Raw genomic sequence first — 18,876 nt, forward strand, 5'->3', positions numbered from 1 at the left:
CCGGCCCGGTTGCGCACGCAGGGAGGACTTCAGTGAGCTTGCGACCCCTCACCCCGCAGGAGCGTGCCGATGCCTTGGGCAAGGCCGCCGCCGCCAGGACCACCAGAGCCGCGGCCAAGGAGCGGCTGAAGTCCAGGGAGCTGACCATCGCGGAACTGCTCAGTTCCGGCGATTCCGACGACGCCATTGCCCGGATGAGGATCGTGGAGCTGTTGGAGGCGCTGCCCGGGATCGGGCGGGTGCGTGCCGCGGCGATTATGGAACAGCTCGGCATTGCGGCGTCGCGACGGGTCCGCGGCCTGGGAATTCACCAGCGCCGGGCGCTGGTAGATTTTATAGACGACAAATAGCTCCTTTCGTGAGCTGATCCGAACACCGCTGAAGGAATATGTGAGCAAGAAACCGGGACTGACAGTCCTCGCCGGCCCGACGGCTGTTGGCAAAGGCACCGTGTCCACCTATATCCGGGACAACTATCCCGGCGTCTGGCTTTCGGTTTCGGCGACGACGCGCCCGCCGCGTCCCGGCGAGATTGACGGCGTCCACTACTTCTTCAAATCGGCCGCGGACTTCGATGCCCTGGTGGAAAACGGCGACCTCCTGGAGTGGGCCCTGGTCCACGGCCGGAACCGCTACGGCACGCTGCGCAGCACCGTGGATGCCGCGATTGCCGAGGGCCGCTCGGTGCTGCTGGAGATTGACCTGCAGGGTGCGCGGCAGGTCAAGGAGGCCGTCCCCGACGCCCAGTTTGTGTTCCTGGCCCCGCCGAGCTGGGACGAAATGGTCCGCCGGCTGGTGGGCCGCGGCACGGAAACACCCGAGGAACAGCAGCAGCGGCTGGAAACCGCTAAACTAGAACTGGCCGCTGAGCCGGAGTTTGACCACACCGTCATCAATGATGACGTTCGACGTGCAGCGGACGAGCTTGTTTCACTCATGGGGCTGACCCCGAACCCACGCTAGGCGCCGGGACGTATCGGCCCGTTAGAATTTGGAGAATTCGTGTCCACGAACCTTGAAGGCATCATCAACCCGCCGATCGACGAGCTGCTGAAAGCTGCCGACTCGAAGTACGGACTGGTAATTTTCGGCGCCAAGCGCGCACGCCAGATCAACGCCTACTACGCCCAGCTGCACGAGGGCCTGTTCGAATACGTCGGCCCGCTGGTCGACACCAAGCTGAACGAGAAGTCGCTGTCCATCGCCCTGCGCGAGATCAACGAAGGCAAGCTCGTTTCCACTCCGATCGAGCCTGCAGAGTAATTACGCAGCCGTAGACGGAGGCCACGTGCGCATAGTCCTCGGAGTCGGGGGAGGGATTGCCGCCTACAAGGTGGCGTCGCTCCTCCGGCTTTTTACCGAAGCCGGTCATGACGTCACTGTCATCCCCACGGAGGCGGCCACCCGCTTCGTCGGTGTGGCCACCTGGGAAGCACTGTCCGGTCATCCGGTCAGCAACAGCGTCTTTGACGAGGTCCACACCGTCAACCACGTCCGCCTCGGCCACGAGGCCGAACTGATCGTGGTGGCCCCCGCGACGGCCGATCTGCTCGCACGGGCTGCCACGGGACAGGCCAACGACCTCCTCACCAACACCCTGCTGATGGCCGGCGGCTGCCCGGTGCTGATGGCCCCGGCCATGCACACCGAGATGTGGCAGCACCCCGCCACCCGGGCCAACGTCGAGACCCTGCGCAGCCGCGGCGTCACCGTGCTGGAACCGGCCTCGGGCCGGCTCACCGGCGCAGACTCCGGGCCCGGGCGGCTCCCCGAACCCGGGGCAATTTTCGAGGCTGCCATGGCCCTCGCCGGTGCGCCTGCCATGCCCGGCGCTGCCCCGCCGCCGTCGGACGCGACACTGTCTTCCGCGCGCTCCGCCGGACTCCTGTCGGCACCGTCGGCAATGCGGCCACTGGCAGGCCTCACCGTTACCGTCAGCGCCGGCGGCACCCGCGAACCGCTGGACCCGGTGCGTTTCCTCGGCAACCGTTCCTCCGGCAAACAGGGCGTCGCGCTGGCCGCCGCCGCCCTCGCCGCCGGTGCCAGGGTCCGGCTGCTGGCCGCCCACCTGGAAGTACCCGCGCCCGACGGCGTCGAAGTGGTCAAGGTCGAGACGGCCCTGGAGCTGCGAAAGGCAGCCCTGCACGCCGCCGCCGACTCCGACGTCGTGATTATGGCCGCCGCTGTCGCAGACTTCCGCCCCGCAGACGTCTCCGGTACCAAGATCAAGAAGCGCGACGACGCCGCAGACCCGGTCATCTCGCTGGTCCGCAACCCCGACATCCTGCGGGAACTCGTGGAGGTCCGCGACGCGGCCTCCCGCCATCAGCTGATCGTCGGCTTCGCGGCCGAGACCGGGGACGCCGACGGCGACGTCCTGGAGTATGCCCAGGCCAAGCTGAGCCGAAAGGCCTGCGACCTGCTCGTGGTCAACCACGTCGGGGATGGCAAGGTCTTCGGCGAGGACACCAACTCCGTAGTCATCCTTTCCCGCTCCGGCTCCGAACCCCAAGAGGCGTCGGGTTCCAAATCCGACGTTGCCGCTGCTGTGATCGACCGCATCAGCGCCGAGCTGAGCCGGGTTGTTCCGCCGGCCTGAGCCCGGCGTAGTCAACGTCTCCTTCGTACGGGGACACACGCCGCCGGACGTCCGTTTTCCAACCAGTAAGGTAGTTGAGTGACTTTACCGCTGCACATCCCTGACTTCCACGGGTCCACGCCCGCCTCGCTCCGTCTGTTCACCTCCGAGTCGGTGACCGAAGGACACCCCGACAAGATCTGTGACCAGATCAGCGACGCGATCCTCGACGCCCTGCTGGCCAAGGACCCCGAATCCAGGGTTGCCGTTGAGACGCTGGCCACCACGGGGCTGGTCCATGTGGCCGGCGAGGTCACCACGGATGCCTACGTCGAAATCCCGCAGATCGTCCGGGAGACCATCCTCGGCATCGGCTACGATTCCTCGGCCAACGGCTTCGACGGAGCCCGCTGCGGCGTGTCCGTTTCCATCGGCCAGCAGTCCAACGACATCGCCGGCGGTGTCTTCAACTCGCTCGAAGCACGCGAAGGCCGCCAGGAAGACGACTACGACCTCCAGGGCGCCGGCGACCAGGGCCTGATGTTCGGCTACGCCAGCGACGAGACCCCTTCCTACATGCCGGTCCCGATCTGGCTCGCGCACCGCCTCTCCGAGCGCCTCACCGAGGTCCGCAAGAACGGCGAACTGTCCTACCTCCGCCCCGACGGCAAGACCCAGGTCACCGTCGGCTACGACGGCGACCGCCCGGTCTCCGTTGAGACGGTGGTCATCTCCAGCCAGCACGCCGAAGGCGCCAGCCTCGAGACGCTCCGCGCCGACCTCGCCGCGTACGTCGTCGATCCGGTCCTGGCCATGTCCAACCTGGACATCTCGCGGGCCCACAACATCCTGAACCCCGCCGGCGCCTTCGTCATCGGCGGACCGGTCGGCGACGCCGGCCTCACCGGACGCAAGATCATCGTCGACACCTACGGCGGCATGGCCCGCCACGGCGGCGGCGCCTTCTCCGGCAAGGACCCGTCCAAGGTGGACCGTTCGGCCGCGTACGCGATGCGCTGGGTCGCCAAGAACGTGGTGGCTGCCGGACTCGCGAAGCGCGCCGAAATCCAGATCGCGTACGCGATCGGCCAGGCCCGACCGATTGGCACCTACGTGGAAACCTTCGGCACCGAGACCGTCGACCCGGCCAGGATCAGTGCCGCGATCGCCGAGATCTTCGACCTGCGCCCCCGCGCCATCATCGACGCCCTGGACCTCAAGCGCCCGATCTACACCAAGACGGCGGCGCACGGCCACTTCGGCCGCGAGGACCCGGACTTCACCTGGGAGCGGCTGGACCGCGTTGACGCGCTGAAGGCGTTCTTCAACGCCTAAGACACCAATGCCGCTGTCCTGAACGTCACTGTCCTAAAACGTCGCTGGCATAAATGTCGCTGCCGTGTGATGTGCTGTAGCCAGGCCGCCGTTCCGGTGGCCTGGCTACTCTTCATTGAGCTGCCGTTGAAGTGTTGTACCGCTGCCGAAGGGAGGAAGGTGCCATGACGCCGATCCCTGGCGGCGCCACAACGCCGGATGAGCCCCTCCAGCTCCCGCTGCTGCAGGGCTTCCCGACGAAGGCCGCCGCCTCCGGCCCTGCCCTCGCGGCGGAGTTGCCCGTGGCACGCATCCGGCTCGAGTCCTCCCTCCCGCACCTGGACCGGGCGTTCGACTACAGCGTCCCGGCGAGCCTCGATGCCTCGGCGCAGCCCGGCGTCCGCGTGAAGGTGAAGTTCAACGGCCAGGAACTGGCCGGTTACCTCGTGGAGCGGGCAGCGGAATCGGACGCCGGCCATGACCTCGTGCCCCTGCACCAGGTCATCTCGCCGGTGCCGGTGCTGACGGCCGCCGTCGCCGAACTGGCGGGCCGCGTCGCGTCCCGGTACGCCGGAACGCTCAGCGACGTCCTGCGTGTCGCTGTCCCGCCGCGGATGGCCAGGCTCGAAAAGGAACTCGCCCCGGACGGCCAGCTGGACCCGGCCCTGTTTGCTGACGACACGCCCGATGACGGGGCGGGAGCGGGCATTCCTGCCGGCCTGGAGGCCTCCAGCTGGTCCGACTACCGCAACGGCCCGGCCTTCCTCCAGCATCTCGGTGCGGGGGAGTCGCCGCGGGCGGTGCTGGGCGCCCTCCAGGGCTACGGCCCCGGCGGCTGGCCCCGGATGATCGCCGAAGCCGTGGCCGCCGTCAGGCTGTCCGGCCGCGGCGCCGTCGTCGTGGTGCCCGACTACCGGGACCTGGACCGGGTGGAGTCCGCACTGCTCGGACTCCTCCCCGCCGGGGATGTCGCCCGGCTCACCGCGGACGACGGCCAGACCCCGCGGTACCGGAGCTTCCTGCGGCTCCTCAGCGGCGCCGCCGGGGTGGCCGTCGGTACCCGCTCCGCCGCCTACGCGCCCGTCCACAACCTGGGCCTCGTGGTCTGCTGGGATGACGGCGACGAGCTGCACATCGAGCAGCGCTCCCCGTACGCCCACTCCCGTGAGGTCCTGCTGCTCCGCGCCGGCCAGGAGGGCGCCGCCTGCCTCCTCGCCGGGCACTCCCGCAGCACCGAAACCCAGCGGCTGGTCGAATCGGGCTGGGCCTGGCCCGTGGAGGCGGACCGCACGGTGGTGCGCCGGACCGTCCCGCGCGTGCTCAACACGGCCGACAGCTTCGAACTCGAGCATGATCCGCTGGCCCGGATCGCGCGGCTTCCCGGTGCCGCCTGGCGCGCCGCCAAGGAAGGCCTCGAACGGGGCCCCGTCCTGGTCCAGGTGGCCCGGGCCGGGTACGCGCCGTCGCTCGCCTGCGAGAACTGCCGTGAACCGGCCCGTTGTGTGTCCTGCAGCGGCCCGCTGGCCATTGCCGGGCCTACCGGCAGCTCCGCCGTCCCGCAGTGCCGCTGGTGCTCGACGCCGGCCCCCGCCTGGCGCTGCGGCACCTGCAACGCCGTACGGCTGCGGCGCGGTGCCACCGGGGCGCTCCGCACGGCCGAGGAGCTTGGCCGGGCTTTTCCCGGCAGGCCGGTCATCACCTCCTCCGGGGACCGGGTGCTGGCCACCGTCGGGGACACGAAGGCGCTGGTGGTGGCGACGGTGGGGGCCGAACCGGTCGCACCCGGCGGCTACGCCGCGGCCCTGCTGCTCGACGGCGACTCGCTGCTGCGCCGGGAAAACCTGCGGGCCGGGGAGGACGCCGTCCGCCGCTGGTTCAACGCCGCCGCCCTGGTCCGCCCTGCAGCCGACGGCGGCCTCGTGGTCATAACCGCCGACGACACCGCCGGCGTCGGAGCCCTGCTGCGCTGGGATCCCGCCGGCTACGCCCGGCGCGAACTGTCCCTGCGGCAGGAGTTGCACCTTCCGCCGGCTGTGCGGGTTGCCTCCGTCACCGGCGGGCGCACCGCCGTCGGGCACTTCACCCAGGCCATTGAACGGCAGCTGGGCGCGGAGGGAATCGTGTTGCGGGCAGCAGGCCCGGCACCGCTGGTGATGGCCGCTCACGGTGTCGGAGCCGGCAGCCCGGCGCGGGACGGCGGCGAAGACGTCCGCACCCTGCTGTTCATCCCGTACGGCCAGGCTGCCGAGGCCACGAAGGTGATGCGGGCGGTGAAGGCCGCCGCGGCCGCCAAACGCAGCGACGACCCCGTGCAGTTGCGCCTCGACGGCGTGGACGTGCTCTAGGGGACTTTCGCGGCCAAGATACTACCGAGGTCGCCGGAAGCATGCGGGTTCGCCGTTGCCACCCGGCGACCACGAAGCGCACCGGCGAGTGGGGCGCCGCTGGGGTCTGCGCGCCGGCTACTTTCTGTCCGCCACCGTCGGGGCGCCGGAGCGGCGCGCATGCAGCACCACGGCCTCTTCGGCGAGTTCCAGCAGGCTACGGGCGGACGCGTCCCAGCTGAATTCGGCGGCGCGTTCCACGGAGCGGAGCGAGCGGGCCTTCCACTGAGCCGGCTCCTCGAGCTTCCGTACGGCCTCCGCGAACTCAGCCGGCGAGTCCGGACGGACGTAGCTGACGGCATCGCCGCCCACCTCGCGGAAAATCGGGATGTCGCTGGCGATCACCGGGGTGCCGTGGGACATCGCCTCCACGAGGGGAAGGCCGTACCCCTCCGCCTTGGAGAGGCTGACCAGGGCCGTGCTGCGGGCCAGCAGGGCCTCATATTCGGCATCGGTCACACCGTTGTGGAACACGATGTTCGCGCCGGCCGGGGCCAGGGCCTCCAGTTCCGCCCTGCGCGCCGGGGTGATCCGGCTGAGCAGGTGCAGGGTCAGATCCGGAAGCCCGGCCATGCCGCGGATCATGGTCTCCACATTTTTGTAGGGCATGAAGGAACCCATGTAGAGCAGCGACTTGTCCGCCCCGGCGCCGGGATCCCGGGGCGTGAGGCCGGGCTGCGGGGCATTGCCCACAATCTTGACCGGACGCTTCGTGAGCCGGTACTTCGAGATCAGGGCCGCCGTGGTGGAGCTGATGGTCGCGACAATATCCGCGCGGTTCAGCAGTACGCGCTGGGGCCAGAACGCCTTATGGTACAGGCGCCAGAGGACCCGGACCGGGGCCGGGAGGAATCCGGGAGGGGCCGGGTGCTCGTAGTAGATCAGGTCGTGCAGGGTCAGCACCAGCGGGTACTTCCGGCCCCAGCTGCCCATCGTCTGCATGGGGCACACGACAACGTCGGCGCCGAGCGTGTTGACCTTGGCTGCCACGAACAACTCGGCGGGGGAGAGAGGGCTGTTGATCAGGGTGTACGGCACGTCCGGCAGCAGGGCCAGCTGCCGGGGATCGCTGATCAGCATCGAGACGTCCGCTATCTTGGCCGTGGCCGCGATCAGGCTGGCGCCGTAGCGGCTGATCCCGTCGTGGTGGTCGATCCTGGTGAAGCGGGCATCAATGAGGATTTTCACGTGGCGTGGTCCTTCAGGAAGCGGCGGATGAAGCCCGCGGCGGGTCCGGGGGTTTCGTAGTGGATGAGGTGCCCGACGCCGGGAATTACGTCAAGGTGTCCGTCCGGCAGCAGGGCCAGGAGTTTGTGCTGGTCAGGGAGGGTTGCGATCTCGTCCTTTTCGCCGGCGATGAGCAGGACCGGCAGGGTGAGCCGGCGGGCAATGTCAGAGACAGTGCCGCCGACCGATGCCTTGAACGCCTCAAGCAGGCTGTCCCGGTCCGCGAAGGCGGAGAAGTACGAGCTGTGTTGGGCGTGGACGAATCGGCGGAGGTCCTTGTCCCGGGTCTTGGCCATGGTCTCGCTCATGAGCCGGACGATCAGCTGGCTGCGCAGCAGGCCCTGCCCCAGCCGGCGGGGGAGGCGTGCGGCAGCCTCGTAATACAGCACCGCGAGCTTGGTCATGAGCCCCTTGGGACCTTCGAGGGCCGGGGACGCGATCGGGTTGACCAGGATCAGCTCGGCGACAGCCCCGCGGTTGCCGGCGACGAAGTGGCTCGCGAGGATCGACCCGAAGGAGTGGCCCAGCAGGACCGTGTCCGGCCCCAGGCCCAGGGCGGCCATGAAGTCGCTGACGAAGCGTACGTAGCCTTCGACGCTGTGTTCGGTGCCCGCGAACGCGGCGGAGCTGCCGAAGCCGGGGAGGTCCGGCATGATGAGCCGCATCTCGGACAACTGGTCCGCCACACGCAGCAGTCCGTGGTGGTCGCCGCGGAAGCCATGGATCACCAGGATGGTGCGGGTTGCCGGCGTCACTTGGACGGGCTCGTAGCTCCAGTAGGCCACTCTGGTGCCGCCGAGGTCCACCCGGCAGGAGCGGGTGCGGGCTTCCAGCTCCGCGCTGAAGAGGGGCGAGGGTGAGGGCTTGGTGTCCACGTGTTCCATCTTCCTGGGATCCTAGTTGACGTTGTCCGGGTGGGAGCCGGTGCGGAAACCGCGCTCCAGGGCGGCGACATCGGCCAGGTCCGTTGCGGAGAGCTCGAAGTCGAAGACGCCCCGGTTTTCCCGGAGGCGCCCGGAGGAGCTGGCTTTGGGGATGGCGACGTTGCCGAGCTGGAGATGCCAGCGCAGGATGACCTGGGCCGGGGTGCGTTCGTGTTCGGCCGCGAGGGCCAGGATCACCGGGTCCGTGAGGACCTGCCCGCGTCCCAACGGGCTCCACGCCTCCGTCCTGATGTCCAGGGCGGCGTGCATCTCCCGCAGTTCCGCCTGCTGCAGCCACGGGTGAAGCTCGATCTGGTTAACGGCCGGCACCACCTCGGCCGTTTCGAGCAGACGGTCCAGATGGCGGGGCTGGAAGTTGGCTACGCCGATGGCGCGGACCCTGCCCTCACGATAGAGCGTCTCCATGGCCCGGTAAGTCTCCGTGAACAGCCCGCGCTTCGCGCACGGCCAATGGATCAAGTAGAGGTCGAGGTACTCCAGCCCGAGGTTTGACATCGAGGTATCGAAGGCGCGCATAGTGGCGTCGTAGCCGTGGTCGTCATTCCACACCTTGGTGGTCACGAACACGTCCTGACGGGTCAGCGAGCCTGCCAGTTCCCCGGATCCTCCGGCGCCGCCGCCGAATGCCGAAAGGGCGCCGATGCCCTTGCCCACGCCGGTTTCGTTCCCGTACATGGCCGCCGTGTCGACATGGCGGTAGCCGGCCTCCAGCGCCATGGTTACCAGGGGAGCGGCGTCGGCCGGCGGCACTTTGTACAGCCCGAAGCCCAGGCGGTCGATCATCACACCGTTGTTCAAGGTCAGTCGGGGGGAGATTCTCATAGCACTGACTCTACCGACTTCGCCGGCCCCATCCCTCAGGACGGGCAGCTAGGACCGCCAGTCCAGGCTGACCAGCCGCCGGGCGCTGGCCTCGTCGAGGATCAGGTCAGTGGCCAGGCCCGCGGCGAGGGCCCCCCGCAGCCCGTTGATCTTGGAGGCGCCCGAGACCACACAGATCCTTCGACGGACTTGGCGGAGTTGGGCAAGGTCCGGACCGGTGGACCGTGCATTCAGGGTGATGCCGTCCGAGGAGCCGTCGGCCCGGAAGAAGACGGTGGCGACATCGCCGGCGACCCCGGAGCCGGCCAGCACGTTCAGGTCGTCTTCATCGAGGTAGCCGCCGGCATAGACGTGGCTGGGGTAGTCGGCGTCGACCGATCCGACGCCGAATATGGCGATACTCATGCGGGACTGCAGATCGAGGATGCGTTGCACACTGCGCTCATTCCACATGGCGGCTTTGGTCGCGGCGTGGTCAAAGAACGCCGGTACCGGGAACTGTTCCACCCGGGCACCGTAGGCACTTCCGAAGCGCCGCATGATGTCCGAGGCGTAGGTGATGCCGGTGGTCTGCATGTTTCCGGCGCCGTTGAGCTGGACGATCACGCTGTCGTGGGTGATCTTCCGGGTCAGGTGCCGGCTGACGGCGCTGAGAGTGGAACCCCAGGCCACGCCAATGATGGCGTTCGAGTCCACCAGCGGGCCGATGGTGCGGGCGGCCTGCATTGCCACACGGTCCAGTGTTTCCGCTTCATTCAAGGTGTCAACGACTGGAACGACGTGGACATCCACCTTGTATTCGAGCCGGATCATGCTCTCCAGCTCGGGGCCCGTGTCCAGCGGGTTGCGGATCTGGATCTGTACCAGGCCGGTTTCCCTGGCCGAGGACAGCAGCCGCGAGACAGTGGATCGCGAGGTCCGGAGTTCACGCGCAATCGCGTCCATGGTCAGGTCCTGCAGGTAGTACAGCTGGGCCGCCCTGAGGGCGTCGGACTGGCGTGAAGGCGTCATCCCATTTCCGTTCTGCACGTTTGTGCATAGTGCTTGACTCCATTTTCCATTACTCCAAACAATAGTGTTGAACGGCGGCGCGCCACGTGGCGCGCCGCAGAGGACCAAACCCAAGGGAGCAGTTTTTGGGACACAAGGATTCAGCCCGCAACCAGGCGCAGACCGGCGAGCGCGCATCGGTGCAGAAGTTGCGGACGCGGCCCCGGGCACAGGTGCTGATCATCGGCGGCGGCATCAACGGAGTCGGCACGTTCCGGGACCTGGCACTGCAGGGTGTGGATGTGGCGCTTGTGGAGCGCGGCGACTACTGCCAGGGCGCCAGCGGCGCCTCATCGCACATGATCCACGGGGGCATCCGCTACCTCGAGAACGGCGAGTTCCGCCTCGTCCAGGAGTCCGTGGTCGAGCGGAACCGGCTCCTGCGGATCGCACCGCACTATGTGAAGCCGCTGCAGACCACCATCCCCATCTTCAGCACCTTTTCCGGCATCCTCGCGGCGCCGCTGCGCTTCCTTACCCACAAGCAGCAGGGCGCACCCAAGGAGCGCGGGGCCTTCCTGATCAAGCTGGGCCTGAGTCTGTACGACTTCTTCTCCCGCGACGGCGGTACAGTGCCCCGGCATCAGTTCCGCGGCCGCAAGCGTGCCCTGGCCGAACTGCCCCGGCTGCACCCGGGCATCAAGTACGCCGCCACCTACTTCGACGCTTCCGTGCACAATCCGGAGCGGCTCACCCTGGATGTACTGCAGGACGGCGAAAAGGCCGGTGCGGCCGGCGGCCACAGCGCCCGCGCCAGCAACTACCTATCGCTCCTGTCCACGACAGGCTCCGGATCCGGCGGTACCGTCCGGCTCCGTGACGAACTCACGGGCGAGGTGTTCGACTTCACCGCCGATGTCATTGTGAACACCACCGGCGCCTGGGTCGACCTGACCAACCAGGCGATGGGCGCGGCGTCGTCCTTTATGGGCGGCACCAAGGGTTCGCACATTGTGCTTGACCATCCGGAACTGCTGGCGGCCTGCAACGGCCGCGAGATCTTCTTCGAACACACCGACGGCCGGATCGTCCTCATCTATCCGATGGGCGACCGGGTCCTCGTCGGCACCACCGACGTCGACGCCGACATGGCCGAGGACGCCGTCTGCACCGAGGCCGAGATCGACTACTTCTTTGACCTGATCGGCCATGTCTTCCCTGACGTTGCCGTGGACCGCGGGCAGATCGTGTATACCTTCGCCGGGGTGCGGCCCCTGCCGAAGCATGATGCCACCCAGCCGGGCTTCGTCAGCCGTGACTACCGGATCGAGCGCCGGGCGGGTTCAGCCGGCCCGGCGGGCGGTAATGGCGGCGTCGTCCTCAGCCTTGTGGGCGGCAAATGGACCACTTTCCGGGCCCTCGCCGAGCACTTGAGCAACGACGTCCTCGCCGAGCTCGGCATGGAACGGAAGGTCTCGACGGCGAAGCTGGCCATCGGCGGCGGCGCCGGCTTCCCCGACAGCGACGACGGCGTCCAGCGCTGGATCAAAGCGCATATGTCCGCCGGCCGCGACGCCGACCGGGTCGCGGGCCTGCTGACCCGCTACGGCACGCGTGCCGCGGAAGTCATCTCCTTCCTCGACGGCGCCGCGGACGCGGACCGGCTCCTGCACTCCACCCGCGAACTCAGTAGCCGCGAACTGGAGTTCATGGCGCAGAACGAACAGATCGGGCACCTGATCGACGTACTGATCCGCCGCACGTCCCTGGCCTTCCGTGGCCTGGTGACCGGCGAACTGCTGAACGAGGTTGCCGGGATCCTTTCCGGCCCGCTGGGCTGGGACGCGGCAACACGGTCCTCCGAGATCAGCCACGCTCAGGAGGTGCTCGAGCGATACCACGGCGTCCAGGTCCACAGCCTGGTCTCCTGACAAACCTCGGCGCCGGACGGGGGACGTCCGGACGCAAGGACTGCGGGGTCTCTTCACAGGACCGGCGCAGTGGCCGGCCGGCGGCGGCAACGCGCCGCCGGCCCAACGGCCCTTCAAACTCGCGAAGGGCTGACAACAGAAAATAGAGGAGTCAAAGATGTCTCTTGGAATAGTTTTCCTGTCCGAAGTATTCGGCACCGCGATGCTGACCCTGCTGGGTTGCGGCGTCGTGGCAAACGTGGCGCTAAAAGGCACCAAAGGGAACAACGGCGGGTTCCTGATGGTCACCTGGGGATGGGGCATCGCCGTCTTTGCCGCCGTCTACGTCGCCGCCAAGTCGGGCGCGCACCTGAACCCGGCCGTCACCTTCGGTCTGCTGCTCAACGGCAAGAAGGAGTACGCTCCGGGCGTTCCTGTCGACTTCGCGTCCACGCTGACGTACTTCGGCGCTGAACTGCTCGGCGCCTTCCTGGGCGCCCTCGTGATGTGGCTGGCCCACAAGCAGCACTTCGATGCCGAGCCCGAGCCCGCCAGCAAGCTGGCCGTGTTCTCGACCGGTCCCGCCATCCGCTCCACCCCGTGGAACCTCGTCACGGAAATCATCGGCACCTTTGTCCTCGTCTTCGTCATCCTGACCTTCGGCGGGACACCATCCGGATTGGGCCCGCTGGCCGTGGCCCTGCTGGTTGTCGGTATCGGTGTTTCGCTCGGCGGACCCACCGGCTACGCCATCAACCCCGCCCGTGACCTGGGTCCCCGCATCGCGCACGCACTCCTCCCGATCAAGGGCAAGGGCTCCAGCGACTGGAGCTACTCCTGGATCCCGGTCGTCGGACCGCTGATTGGCGGCGGACTCGCCGGAATCGTGGCCGCCGTCGTGCCGATCATCGTTACCGCAGCCGCTTAACCCCCGCACTCACCCATACAACCGCCAGGCCAAAAGACAAGGACGTCAACATGAACCAGTATGTAATCGCCATTGACCAGGGCACCACCAGCACCCGCGCCATCGTGTTCGACCACAGCGGCAACATCGTCTCCTCGGGCCAGATGGAGCACGAGCAGATCTTCCCGCAGGCCGGCTGGGTGGAGCACGACCCCGCCGAGATCTGGAACAACACCCGTGAGGTCATCGCCTCGGCCCTGTCCAAGGCGAACCTGACCCGCCACGACATCGCCGCCGTCGGCATTACCAACCAGCGCGAAACCGCCGTCGTCTGGGACAAGACCACGGGCCAGGCGGTATACAACGCGATCGTCTGGCAGGACACCCGGACCCAGTCGATTGTCGATGAGCTGGCCATGGACGGGGGGCCGGAGCGCTTCAAGCAGAAGGTGGGCCTGCCGCTGGCGACCTACTTCTCGGGCACCAAGATCAAGTGGATCCTGGACAATGTCGAGGGCGCCCGCGCGAAGGCGGAGGCCGGCGACCTGGTCTTCGGCAACACCGACTGCTGGGTGCTCTGGAACCTCACCGGCGGGACCGACGGCGGCGTGCACGTCACCGACGTCACCAACGCCTCCCGGACCATGTTCATGGACCTCGAGACGCTCTCCTGGGACCAGGAAATCCTGGACGCCTTCGGTGTTCCGGCCTCCATGATGCCGGCCATCAAGTCGTCCTCGGAGGTCTACGGCACGGTACACACCTCCCAGTTGCTGCGCGAAGTTCCCGTCGCCGGCATCCTGGGTGACCAGCAGGCGGCAACGTTCGGGCAGGCGGCATTCGAAGCCGGCGAAGCCAAGAACACCTACGGCACGGGCTGTTTCCTCATCTTCAACACGGGTGAGGAAATCGTCCATTCCAAGAACGGGCTGCTGACCACGGTCGGCTACAAGCTCGGCGACGCGGCACCGCACTACGCCCTGGAAGGCTCCATCGCCGTCACCGGATCGCTCGTGCAGTGGTTGCGTGACAACCTTGGCATGATCAGCAGCGCCGCGGAAGTGGAAACCCTCGCGGCTGCGGTGCCGGACAACGGCGGCGTGTACATTGTCCCGGCGTTCTCCGGCCTGTTCGCTCCGTATTGGCGTTCCGACGCCCGCGGCGCGATTGTCGGCCTGACCCGCTTCGTGAACAAGAACCACATCGCCCGCGCTGCGCTGGAGGCCACCGCCTTCCAGACCCGCGAGGTCCTCGACGCCGTCAACGCCGATTCCGGTGTGCCGCTGACGGAGCTGAAGGTCGACGGCGGCATGGTCGCCAACGACGCCCTGATGCAGTTCCAGGCGGACATCCTCGGTGTCCCGGTGATCCGCCCGAAGGTTGTCGAGACCACTGCCCTGGGTGCGGCCTACGCGGCAGGGCTCGCCGTCGGCTTCTGGAAGGACCTGGGCGAGTGCTCTGCCAACTGGTCCGAGGACAAGCGCTGGGAACCGAAGATGGAACAGGCTGAGCGGGAGCGCCAGATGCGCCTCTGGAAGAAGGCCGTCACCAAGTCCATGGACTGGGTGGACGAGGACGTCAAGTAACACCGTTCCGCGCAAAGGCTCCGGCTGGGGAAACCCGGCCGGAGCTTTTGTGTGCCTTGCTTGCTGTGCCTGGGTGGTGTGCCGCTGCCCGGCTAAGGGCAGCGGCACGTCTCAGGAGACCGGGCCCGGGTAGGCCACCACGGCGCGCGGCGTCTTGGCGTAGACGTCCTTGCTGACCGTGTAGCCCCGCTTGTCCTGCTTCAAGGCCTGCGCATTGACGCTTGCCAGCTCGGCACGGCTCAGCTTCTTGATCTTGACGAGGTCCATGAACTCCTGGTCCGCGCCGCTGACGGCCGTCACCTTGATGAGTCCCGTTCCGGCTGAATAGAACTTGCGCTGGTGGCCCGCGCTCGGCGGATCCAGCGGGTTGTATTCATCGATCACCATCACATCGTTGTAGCAGCCCGTCTTCACGCAAACGCGCTGGTTCTTGTACAGCACACGACCGCAGTCCAGGAAGTCCACGCTGGGCGCGTAGGCCTGGACGACGGCAGGGCTGTTGCGGTGCGGGGCGCCCTGCATGGCGATTCCCGCCTGTGTCTTATCGATACCGCTGATGAAGGTGCTGGGAGCGCCGGCAAGCTTCCCGTTCTCGTACTCCTCCGGATACTCCCCGAAGAGCCAGACGCTTCCCGACTTCTTCGACTGGGCGAAGAACGCGAGTTCAGACTCCGCCAGGACGCCGTCGGAGTAGTCCCGGTCCCACAGCACCTGGGTCTTGACGCCGTTGATCACCTTCGTCAGCCCGGTTACCGTGTGGACCACGGAATGGGCGCTCACGCTGCCGTCGGCCGACTTGACTTCACCGGTGGTGGTGAACTGCATGCCGGGCTTGAGCGTGAGCCACTTGTTGTCGATCACCGGATTTGCCGGGAAATCGGCGCGGTTGAACTTGATCGCCGAACCGGGTCCGCAGAGCTCCTGCGGATTCGGTGCGGCGGTTGCCGCGGCGGCTGTGCCCACCGTCAGCGTTCCCAGGACCAGCAGGATCGCGGAACCGTATGCTGTGAATCGTTTTCCTCGTTGAGACATTTGTCTGGCCTCTCTTAGTTGGGCTGGTTGGCTGCGGCTAGACGGCCGCAGCCGGCTGGGGCTGGTTGGGCCGGCGCTCACGCTTCGGTCCCTTCTTTGCGAACCGCAGATACAGCGAGGGAACGATGAACAGGTTGACCAGCGTCGAGGTGACCAGACCACCCAGGATCACCACCGCCATGGGATGTTCAATCTCATGCCCGGGAATGTTTCCCATGACCACCAGTGGTACGAGAGCCAGTGCGGTTGCGAGCGTGGTCATCAGGATCGGCGACAAGCGCTCGGCGGCGCCACGCAGCACCAGGCCCCGGCCGAAAGGCATCCCTTCGAACTGTTCCAGATGCTGGCAGTGGTTGATGAGCAGGATGCCGTTGCGGGCTGCGATACCCATCAGTGTCAGGAAACCGACCAATGAGCCCAGGGACAGGATCCCGCCGCTGAGGTGGGCCGCGATAATCCCACCTACAAGGGCCACCGGCAGCGTCAATATGGCGAGTGTGGCCAGCCGCCAGCTTTTGAAAGCAGCTTGAAGCAGGAGGTAGACCACTAAGAGCGCGCCCGTCGAGTAGAGCAGCAGCCGTTGTGAGGCGGCCTGCCGTTCTGCGTATTCGCCCAGGATGGAGGCACTGTAGCCGACCGGGAACTCAACCGACTCCATATCGGACTTCAACTTCTCCACAACCTTCGCCAGATCCCCTTCCTTGACGTTGGCACTGACATCGATGCGCCGCGATCCCTCCGAACGCTCAATCACGTTCGGTGTGGGTTTGACCGAGATCGTGGCGACGTCAGCCATCCGGATCTTCACCCCGCTCGGCGTATCCAGCGGGAGGTTTTCGATGCTCGTGACACTCGTCCGGATTGCCGGCAGGCTCCACACCTGGACGTCATAGGCCTTGCCGTCTCGGTAGACGTCGCCCACTTCTTCACCGGCGACCAGGGTGGCCGCGGCGCGACGCACATCGCCCGGCTTCAGGCCGTAGCGGTTGGCTGCCTCCAGATTCACTTCCACGTTAATCTGCGGAATGTTGGCCTGGAGAGCCACCTTCGCACCGACGGCTCCGTCAATACCGGCCAGGATGGTCTTGATCTTGTCAGCCTGCTGGTGCAGCGTCGCAAGATCGTCTCCGTATATACGGATGACGACGGCATAACCAGTGCCCGTCAGAACCTCGCGGATGCGTTCCTTGAGGTACGTCTGGACATCCCTCACGATTCCGGGGTATCCGTCGACCACCTCCTGGACTGCCGCGAGTGTCTCGTCGTAGTCGACCGCAGGGTCGACGCTGATCCAGTTCTCACCGAAGTAGACGCCCACCACCTCATCGGCGTTGAATGCCTGTCCGATGTGGGACCCGCAGTTGTTCACGCCCGGAATCGTCATGAGTTCATTGCACGCCAACTGGCTGACGCGGACTTCCTCGGAGTTGGACGTGCCAGGCTGCGTGAGCCAGTGCATCAGGAAGTCACGCTCCTTGAAGGAGGGCAGCAGTGACTGGCCCAGGAGCGGGGCCGCCACAACGCCGACCAAGCCAAGAGCTCCCAAAGCGACGTAACCCGGTAGCGGCCGGCGGACAATCGGACGCAGCGCCGCGTTGTACCAGCGCTTAAGTACTCGGACCAAGGGTGGATCGCGGTCCTCCAGTTTGGCGTTCCGGAGGAAGATGTACGCCATCGCAGGGGTGACGGTGAGCGCAACGAGCATGGACGCCATCACCGCGAGGGTGTAGGAGGTGGCCAGCGGGCGGAAGAACGCCCCCGTCAGCCCGTCCAGGAAGAAGATCGGCACTGTGGCGGCGACGATGATCAGGGTTGCGTACACAATGGGTCCGCGGACCTCGAGCGAGGCGTTAACCACCACCCGGGCGGTGCTTCCTACCCCGCCGCTGGCGCGGTGCTGGCGTAGTCTTCGGACGATGTTCTCGACGTCGATAATGGCATCGTCGACAACCACCCCGACGGCAATCACCAACCCGGCAAGTACCATCGTGTTGATCGTGCCTCCGGTCCAGTACAACACAAGGGCAGCGGCCATCAGCGACAACGGGATGGCCGTCACGCTGACCAGCGCAGTGCGCCACTGGAAGAGGAAGACGCTCAACACCAGGATGACCAGGAGGCAGCCCAGCAGGAGGGCCACGCCCAGATTGCCAAGCGATTCCTCGATAAATGTTGCCGGCCGGAACAGAGTGGTGTCCACGGCGATCCCGGTCAGGCCAGGCTCGAGCTGCTTCAGGGCTTCTTCCACCCCACGCGTCACTTCGAGCGTATTGCCCCACGGGAGCTTCTCAACGATCAGCATAAGTCCCGGACCGCCGTTGATGACGGCATCGCCGATCAATTGCTGGTGGTCTTCCACGACGTTGGCAACATCGGACAGGCGCAATGGGGTCTGGCCCTCACGATCCTCCAGCGCTACCTTCGCCAGCTCCTCCGGAGAGGTGATGGGCTGGACGTGGCGGATACCCATGCTCTGGCTAGGTGTATCGAGCGCCCCGCCGGTACCGATCAGGGCACCGGGGGAATATTGCAGCAGCCCCGCGTCCAAGGCATCAGCGGTGGAACTCATCACGGTTTCCAGCGTGACCTGGTTGGCCGCCAACTTGGCGGGATCAACCTGGACCTGAAGCATCTGGAGGCGTTCGCCCCAGATTGCCACGTTGGCCACTCCTGGCACCCTAAGGAGGTGCGCCCTGATATTCCAGTAGGAAATCATGGACATCTCGATCAGGGACCGCGTGTCCGAGGACAGGCCGATCTTCATGACGCGGCTTGTCGAAGACAGCGGCTGCAGCATTAGTGGCGGCGCAGCCCAGGTGGGCAGTGTGGGGATGACCGTGGCCATCCGTTCGGACACCAATTGTCTCGCGGTGAGCAGATCCATGTCGTTCTTGAATTCCAGCACAATAGATGACAGCTGGGGTACCGACTTGGACCGCATGTGGTCGAGGCCGTCGATCCCGTTGAACGCCTCCTCCATCGGAACGGACACCAGTTCTTCGACCTCAGCAGCGGTAAGTCCCAGACAGGCTGTCTGGACCTCGACTTTCGGCGGCGCAAACTCGGGGAACACATCCACCGAGGCGCTGCTGAGTTGAGCGCCGCCTACGATCATCAGCGCCGCTGCCATCGCAATGATGATTGATCTGAACCTCAGGCTGGCTGCGACTATCCGGCGCATG

The 18,876-nt window shown here is 66.6% G+C and carries 15 protein-coding genes; 9 read left to right on the top strand and 6 right to left on the bottom strand.

The window, feature by feature from the left end:
* Positions 1 to 32: 32 nt before the first annotated feature.
* The 6 genes from mihF to ACZYZE_RS12785 all read left to right on the top strand — a co-directional run bounded on the left by mihF (position 33) and on the right by ACZYZE_RS12785 (position 6,237).
* Positions 33 to 350, top strand: coding sequence for an integration host factor, actinobacterial type (mihF, locus tag ACZYZE_RS12760; RefSeq protein WP_463908030.1), 318 nt, complete (start codon positions 33 to 35; stop codon positions 348 to 350).
* A gap of 40 nt (positions 351 to 390) precedes the next feature.
* Complete coding sequence (gene gmk, locus ACZYZE_RS12765; RefSeq protein ID WP_459319229.1) at positions 391 to 963, top strand: guanylate kinase; 573 nt, start codon at positions 391 to 393, stop codon at positions 961 to 963.
* 39 nt (positions 964 to 1,002) lie between these two features.
* A complete protein-coding gene (rpoZ, locus tag ACZYZE_RS12770) occupies positions 1,003 to 1,263 on the top strand; it encodes a DNA-directed RNA polymerase subunit omega (RefSeq protein WP_011692102.1) in 261 nt (86 codons plus the stop codon).
* Positions 1,264 to 1,288: 25 nt separating this feature from the next.
* A complete protein-coding gene (locus tag ACZYZE_RS12775) occupies positions 1,289 to 2,599 on the top strand; it encodes a bifunctional phosphopantothenoylcysteine decarboxylase/phosphopantothenate synthase (RefSeq protein WP_459319230.1) in 1,311 nt (436 codons plus the stop codon).
* Between the two features lie 78 nt (positions 2,600 to 2,677).
* Positions 2,678 to 3,913, top strand: coding sequence for a methionine adenosyltransferase (gene metK / locus ACZYZE_RS12780; RefSeq protein ID WP_459319231.1), 1,236 nt, complete (start codon positions 2,678 to 2,680; stop codon positions 3,911 to 3,913).
* Between the two features lie 164 nt (positions 3,914 to 4,077).
* The gene (locus tag ACZYZE_RS12785; protein ID WP_463908033.1) at positions 4,078 to 6,237 is read left to right on the top strand and encodes a primosomal protein N'; all 2,160 of its coding nucleotides are present in this window, start codon (positions 4,078 to 4,080) and stop codon (positions 6,235 to 6,237) included.
* Between the two features lie 117 nt (positions 6,238 to 6,354).
* Here ACZYZE_RS12785 and ACZYZE_RS12790 read toward each other — a convergent pair whose 3' ends face one another.
* Genes ACZYZE_RS12790 through ACZYZE_RS12805 form a run of 4 tightly spaced genes read right to left on the bottom strand, consistent with a single transcriptional unit; the run spans position 6,355 to position 10,280 of the window.
* Positions 6,355 to 7,464 (bottom strand): glycosyltransferase family 4 protein, encoded by a 1,110-nt coding sequence (locus ACZYZE_RS12790; RefSeq protein ID WP_463908035.1) that lies wholly within the window; start codon positions 7,462 to 7,464, stop codon positions 6,355 to 6,357.
* Positions 7,461 to 8,387, bottom strand: coding sequence for an alpha/beta fold hydrolase (locus ACZYZE_RS12795; protein WP_463908037.1), 927 nt, complete (start codon positions 8,385 to 8,387; stop codon positions 7,461 to 7,463). The genes ACZYZE_RS12790 and ACZYZE_RS12795 overlap by 4 nt, the downstream gene beginning before the upstream one ends.
* Positions 8,388 to 8,399: 12 nt before the next feature.
* A complete protein-coding gene (locus ACZYZE_RS12800) occupies positions 8,400 to 9,269 on the bottom strand; it encodes an aldo/keto reductase (protein WP_463908039.1) in 870 nt (289 codons plus the stop codon).
* Between the two features lie 48 nt (positions 9,270 to 9,317).
* Positions 9,318 to 10,280 (bottom strand): sugar-binding transcriptional regulator, encoded by a 963-nt coding sequence (locus ACZYZE_RS12805; RefSeq protein ID WP_459319236.1) that lies wholly within the window; start codon positions 10,278 to 10,280, stop codon positions 9,318 to 9,320.
* Positions 10,281 to 10,405: 125 nt separating this feature from the next.
* Here ACZYZE_RS12805 and ACZYZE_RS12810 point away from each other — a divergent pair, with 125 nt between their 5' ends.
* From ACZYZE_RS12810 to glpK, 3 genes are all read left to right on the top strand, one after another.
* Complete coding sequence (locus ACZYZE_RS12810; RefSeq protein ID WP_459319237.1) at positions 10,406 to 12,190, top strand: glycerol-3-phosphate dehydrogenase/oxidase; 1,785 nt, start codon at positions 10,406 to 10,408, stop codon at positions 12,188 to 12,190.
* 157 nt (positions 12,191 to 12,347) lie between these two features.
* Positions 12,348 to 13,097, top strand: coding sequence for an MIP/aquaporin family protein (locus ACZYZE_RS12815; protein WP_459319238.1), 750 nt, complete (start codon positions 12,348 to 12,350; stop codon positions 13,095 to 13,097).
* Positions 13,098 to 13,147: 50 nt separating this feature from the next.
* Positions 13,148 to 14,662 (top strand): glycerol kinase GlpK, encoded by a 1,515-nt coding sequence (gene glpK / locus ACZYZE_RS12820; RefSeq protein ID WP_459319239.1) that lies wholly within the window; start codon positions 13,148 to 13,150, stop codon positions 14,660 to 14,662.
* A gap of 111 nt (positions 14,663 to 14,773) precedes the next feature.
* Here glpK and ACZYZE_RS12825 read toward each other — a convergent pair whose 3' ends face one another.
* Positions 14,774 to 15,694, bottom strand: coding sequence for a hypothetical protein (locus ACZYZE_RS12825; RefSeq protein WP_459319892.1), 921 nt, complete (start codon positions 15,692 to 15,694; stop codon positions 14,774 to 14,776).
* A 37-nt stretch (positions 15,695 to 15,731) separates the two neighbouring features.
* A complete protein-coding gene (locus ACZYZE_RS12830; RefSeq protein WP_463908042.1) occupies positions 15,732 to 18,875 on the bottom strand; it encodes an efflux RND transporter permease subunit in 3,144 nt (1,047 codons plus the stop codon).
* Between the last annotated feature and the right edge of the window lies 1 nt (position 18,876).

It is taken from the genome of Pseudarthrobacter woesei (assembly GCF_055412745.1).

Bases quoted from the DNA above. Each gene is read 5' to 3' on its own strand.
- ACZYZE_RS12795 (WP_463908037.1), bottom strand. From the start codon at position 8,387: ATGGAACACGTGGACACCAAGCCCTCACCCTCGCCCCTCTTCAGCGCG.
- ACZYZE_RS12785 (WP_463908033.1), top strand. From the start codon at position 4,078: ATGACGCCGATCCCTGGCGGCGCCACAACGCCGGATGAGCCCCTCCAG.
- ACZYZE_RS12815 (WP_459319238.1), top strand. From the start codon at position 12,348: ATGTCTCTTGGAATAGTTTTCCTGTCCGAAGTATTCGGCACCGCGATG.
- ACZYZE_RS12800 (WP_463908039.1), bottom strand. From the start codon at position 9,269: ATGAGAATCTCCCCCCGACTGACCTTGAACAACGGTGTGATGATCGAC.
- ACZYZE_RS12825 (WP_459319892.1), bottom strand. From the start codon at position 15,694: ATGTCTCAACGAGGAAAACGATTCACAGCATACGGTTCCGCGATCCTG.
- ACZYZE_RS12805 (WP_459319236.1), bottom strand. From the start codon at position 10,280: ATGACGCCTTCACGCCAGTCCGACGCCCTCAGGGCGGCCCAGCTGTAC.
- glpK (WP_459319239.1), top strand. From the start codon at position 13,148: ATGAACCAGTATGTAATCGCCATTGACCAGGGCACCACCAGCACCCGC.
- ACZYZE_RS12830 (WP_463908042.1), bottom strand. From the start codon at position 18,875: ATGCGCCGGATAGTCGCAGCCAGCCTGAGGTTCAGATCAATCATCATT.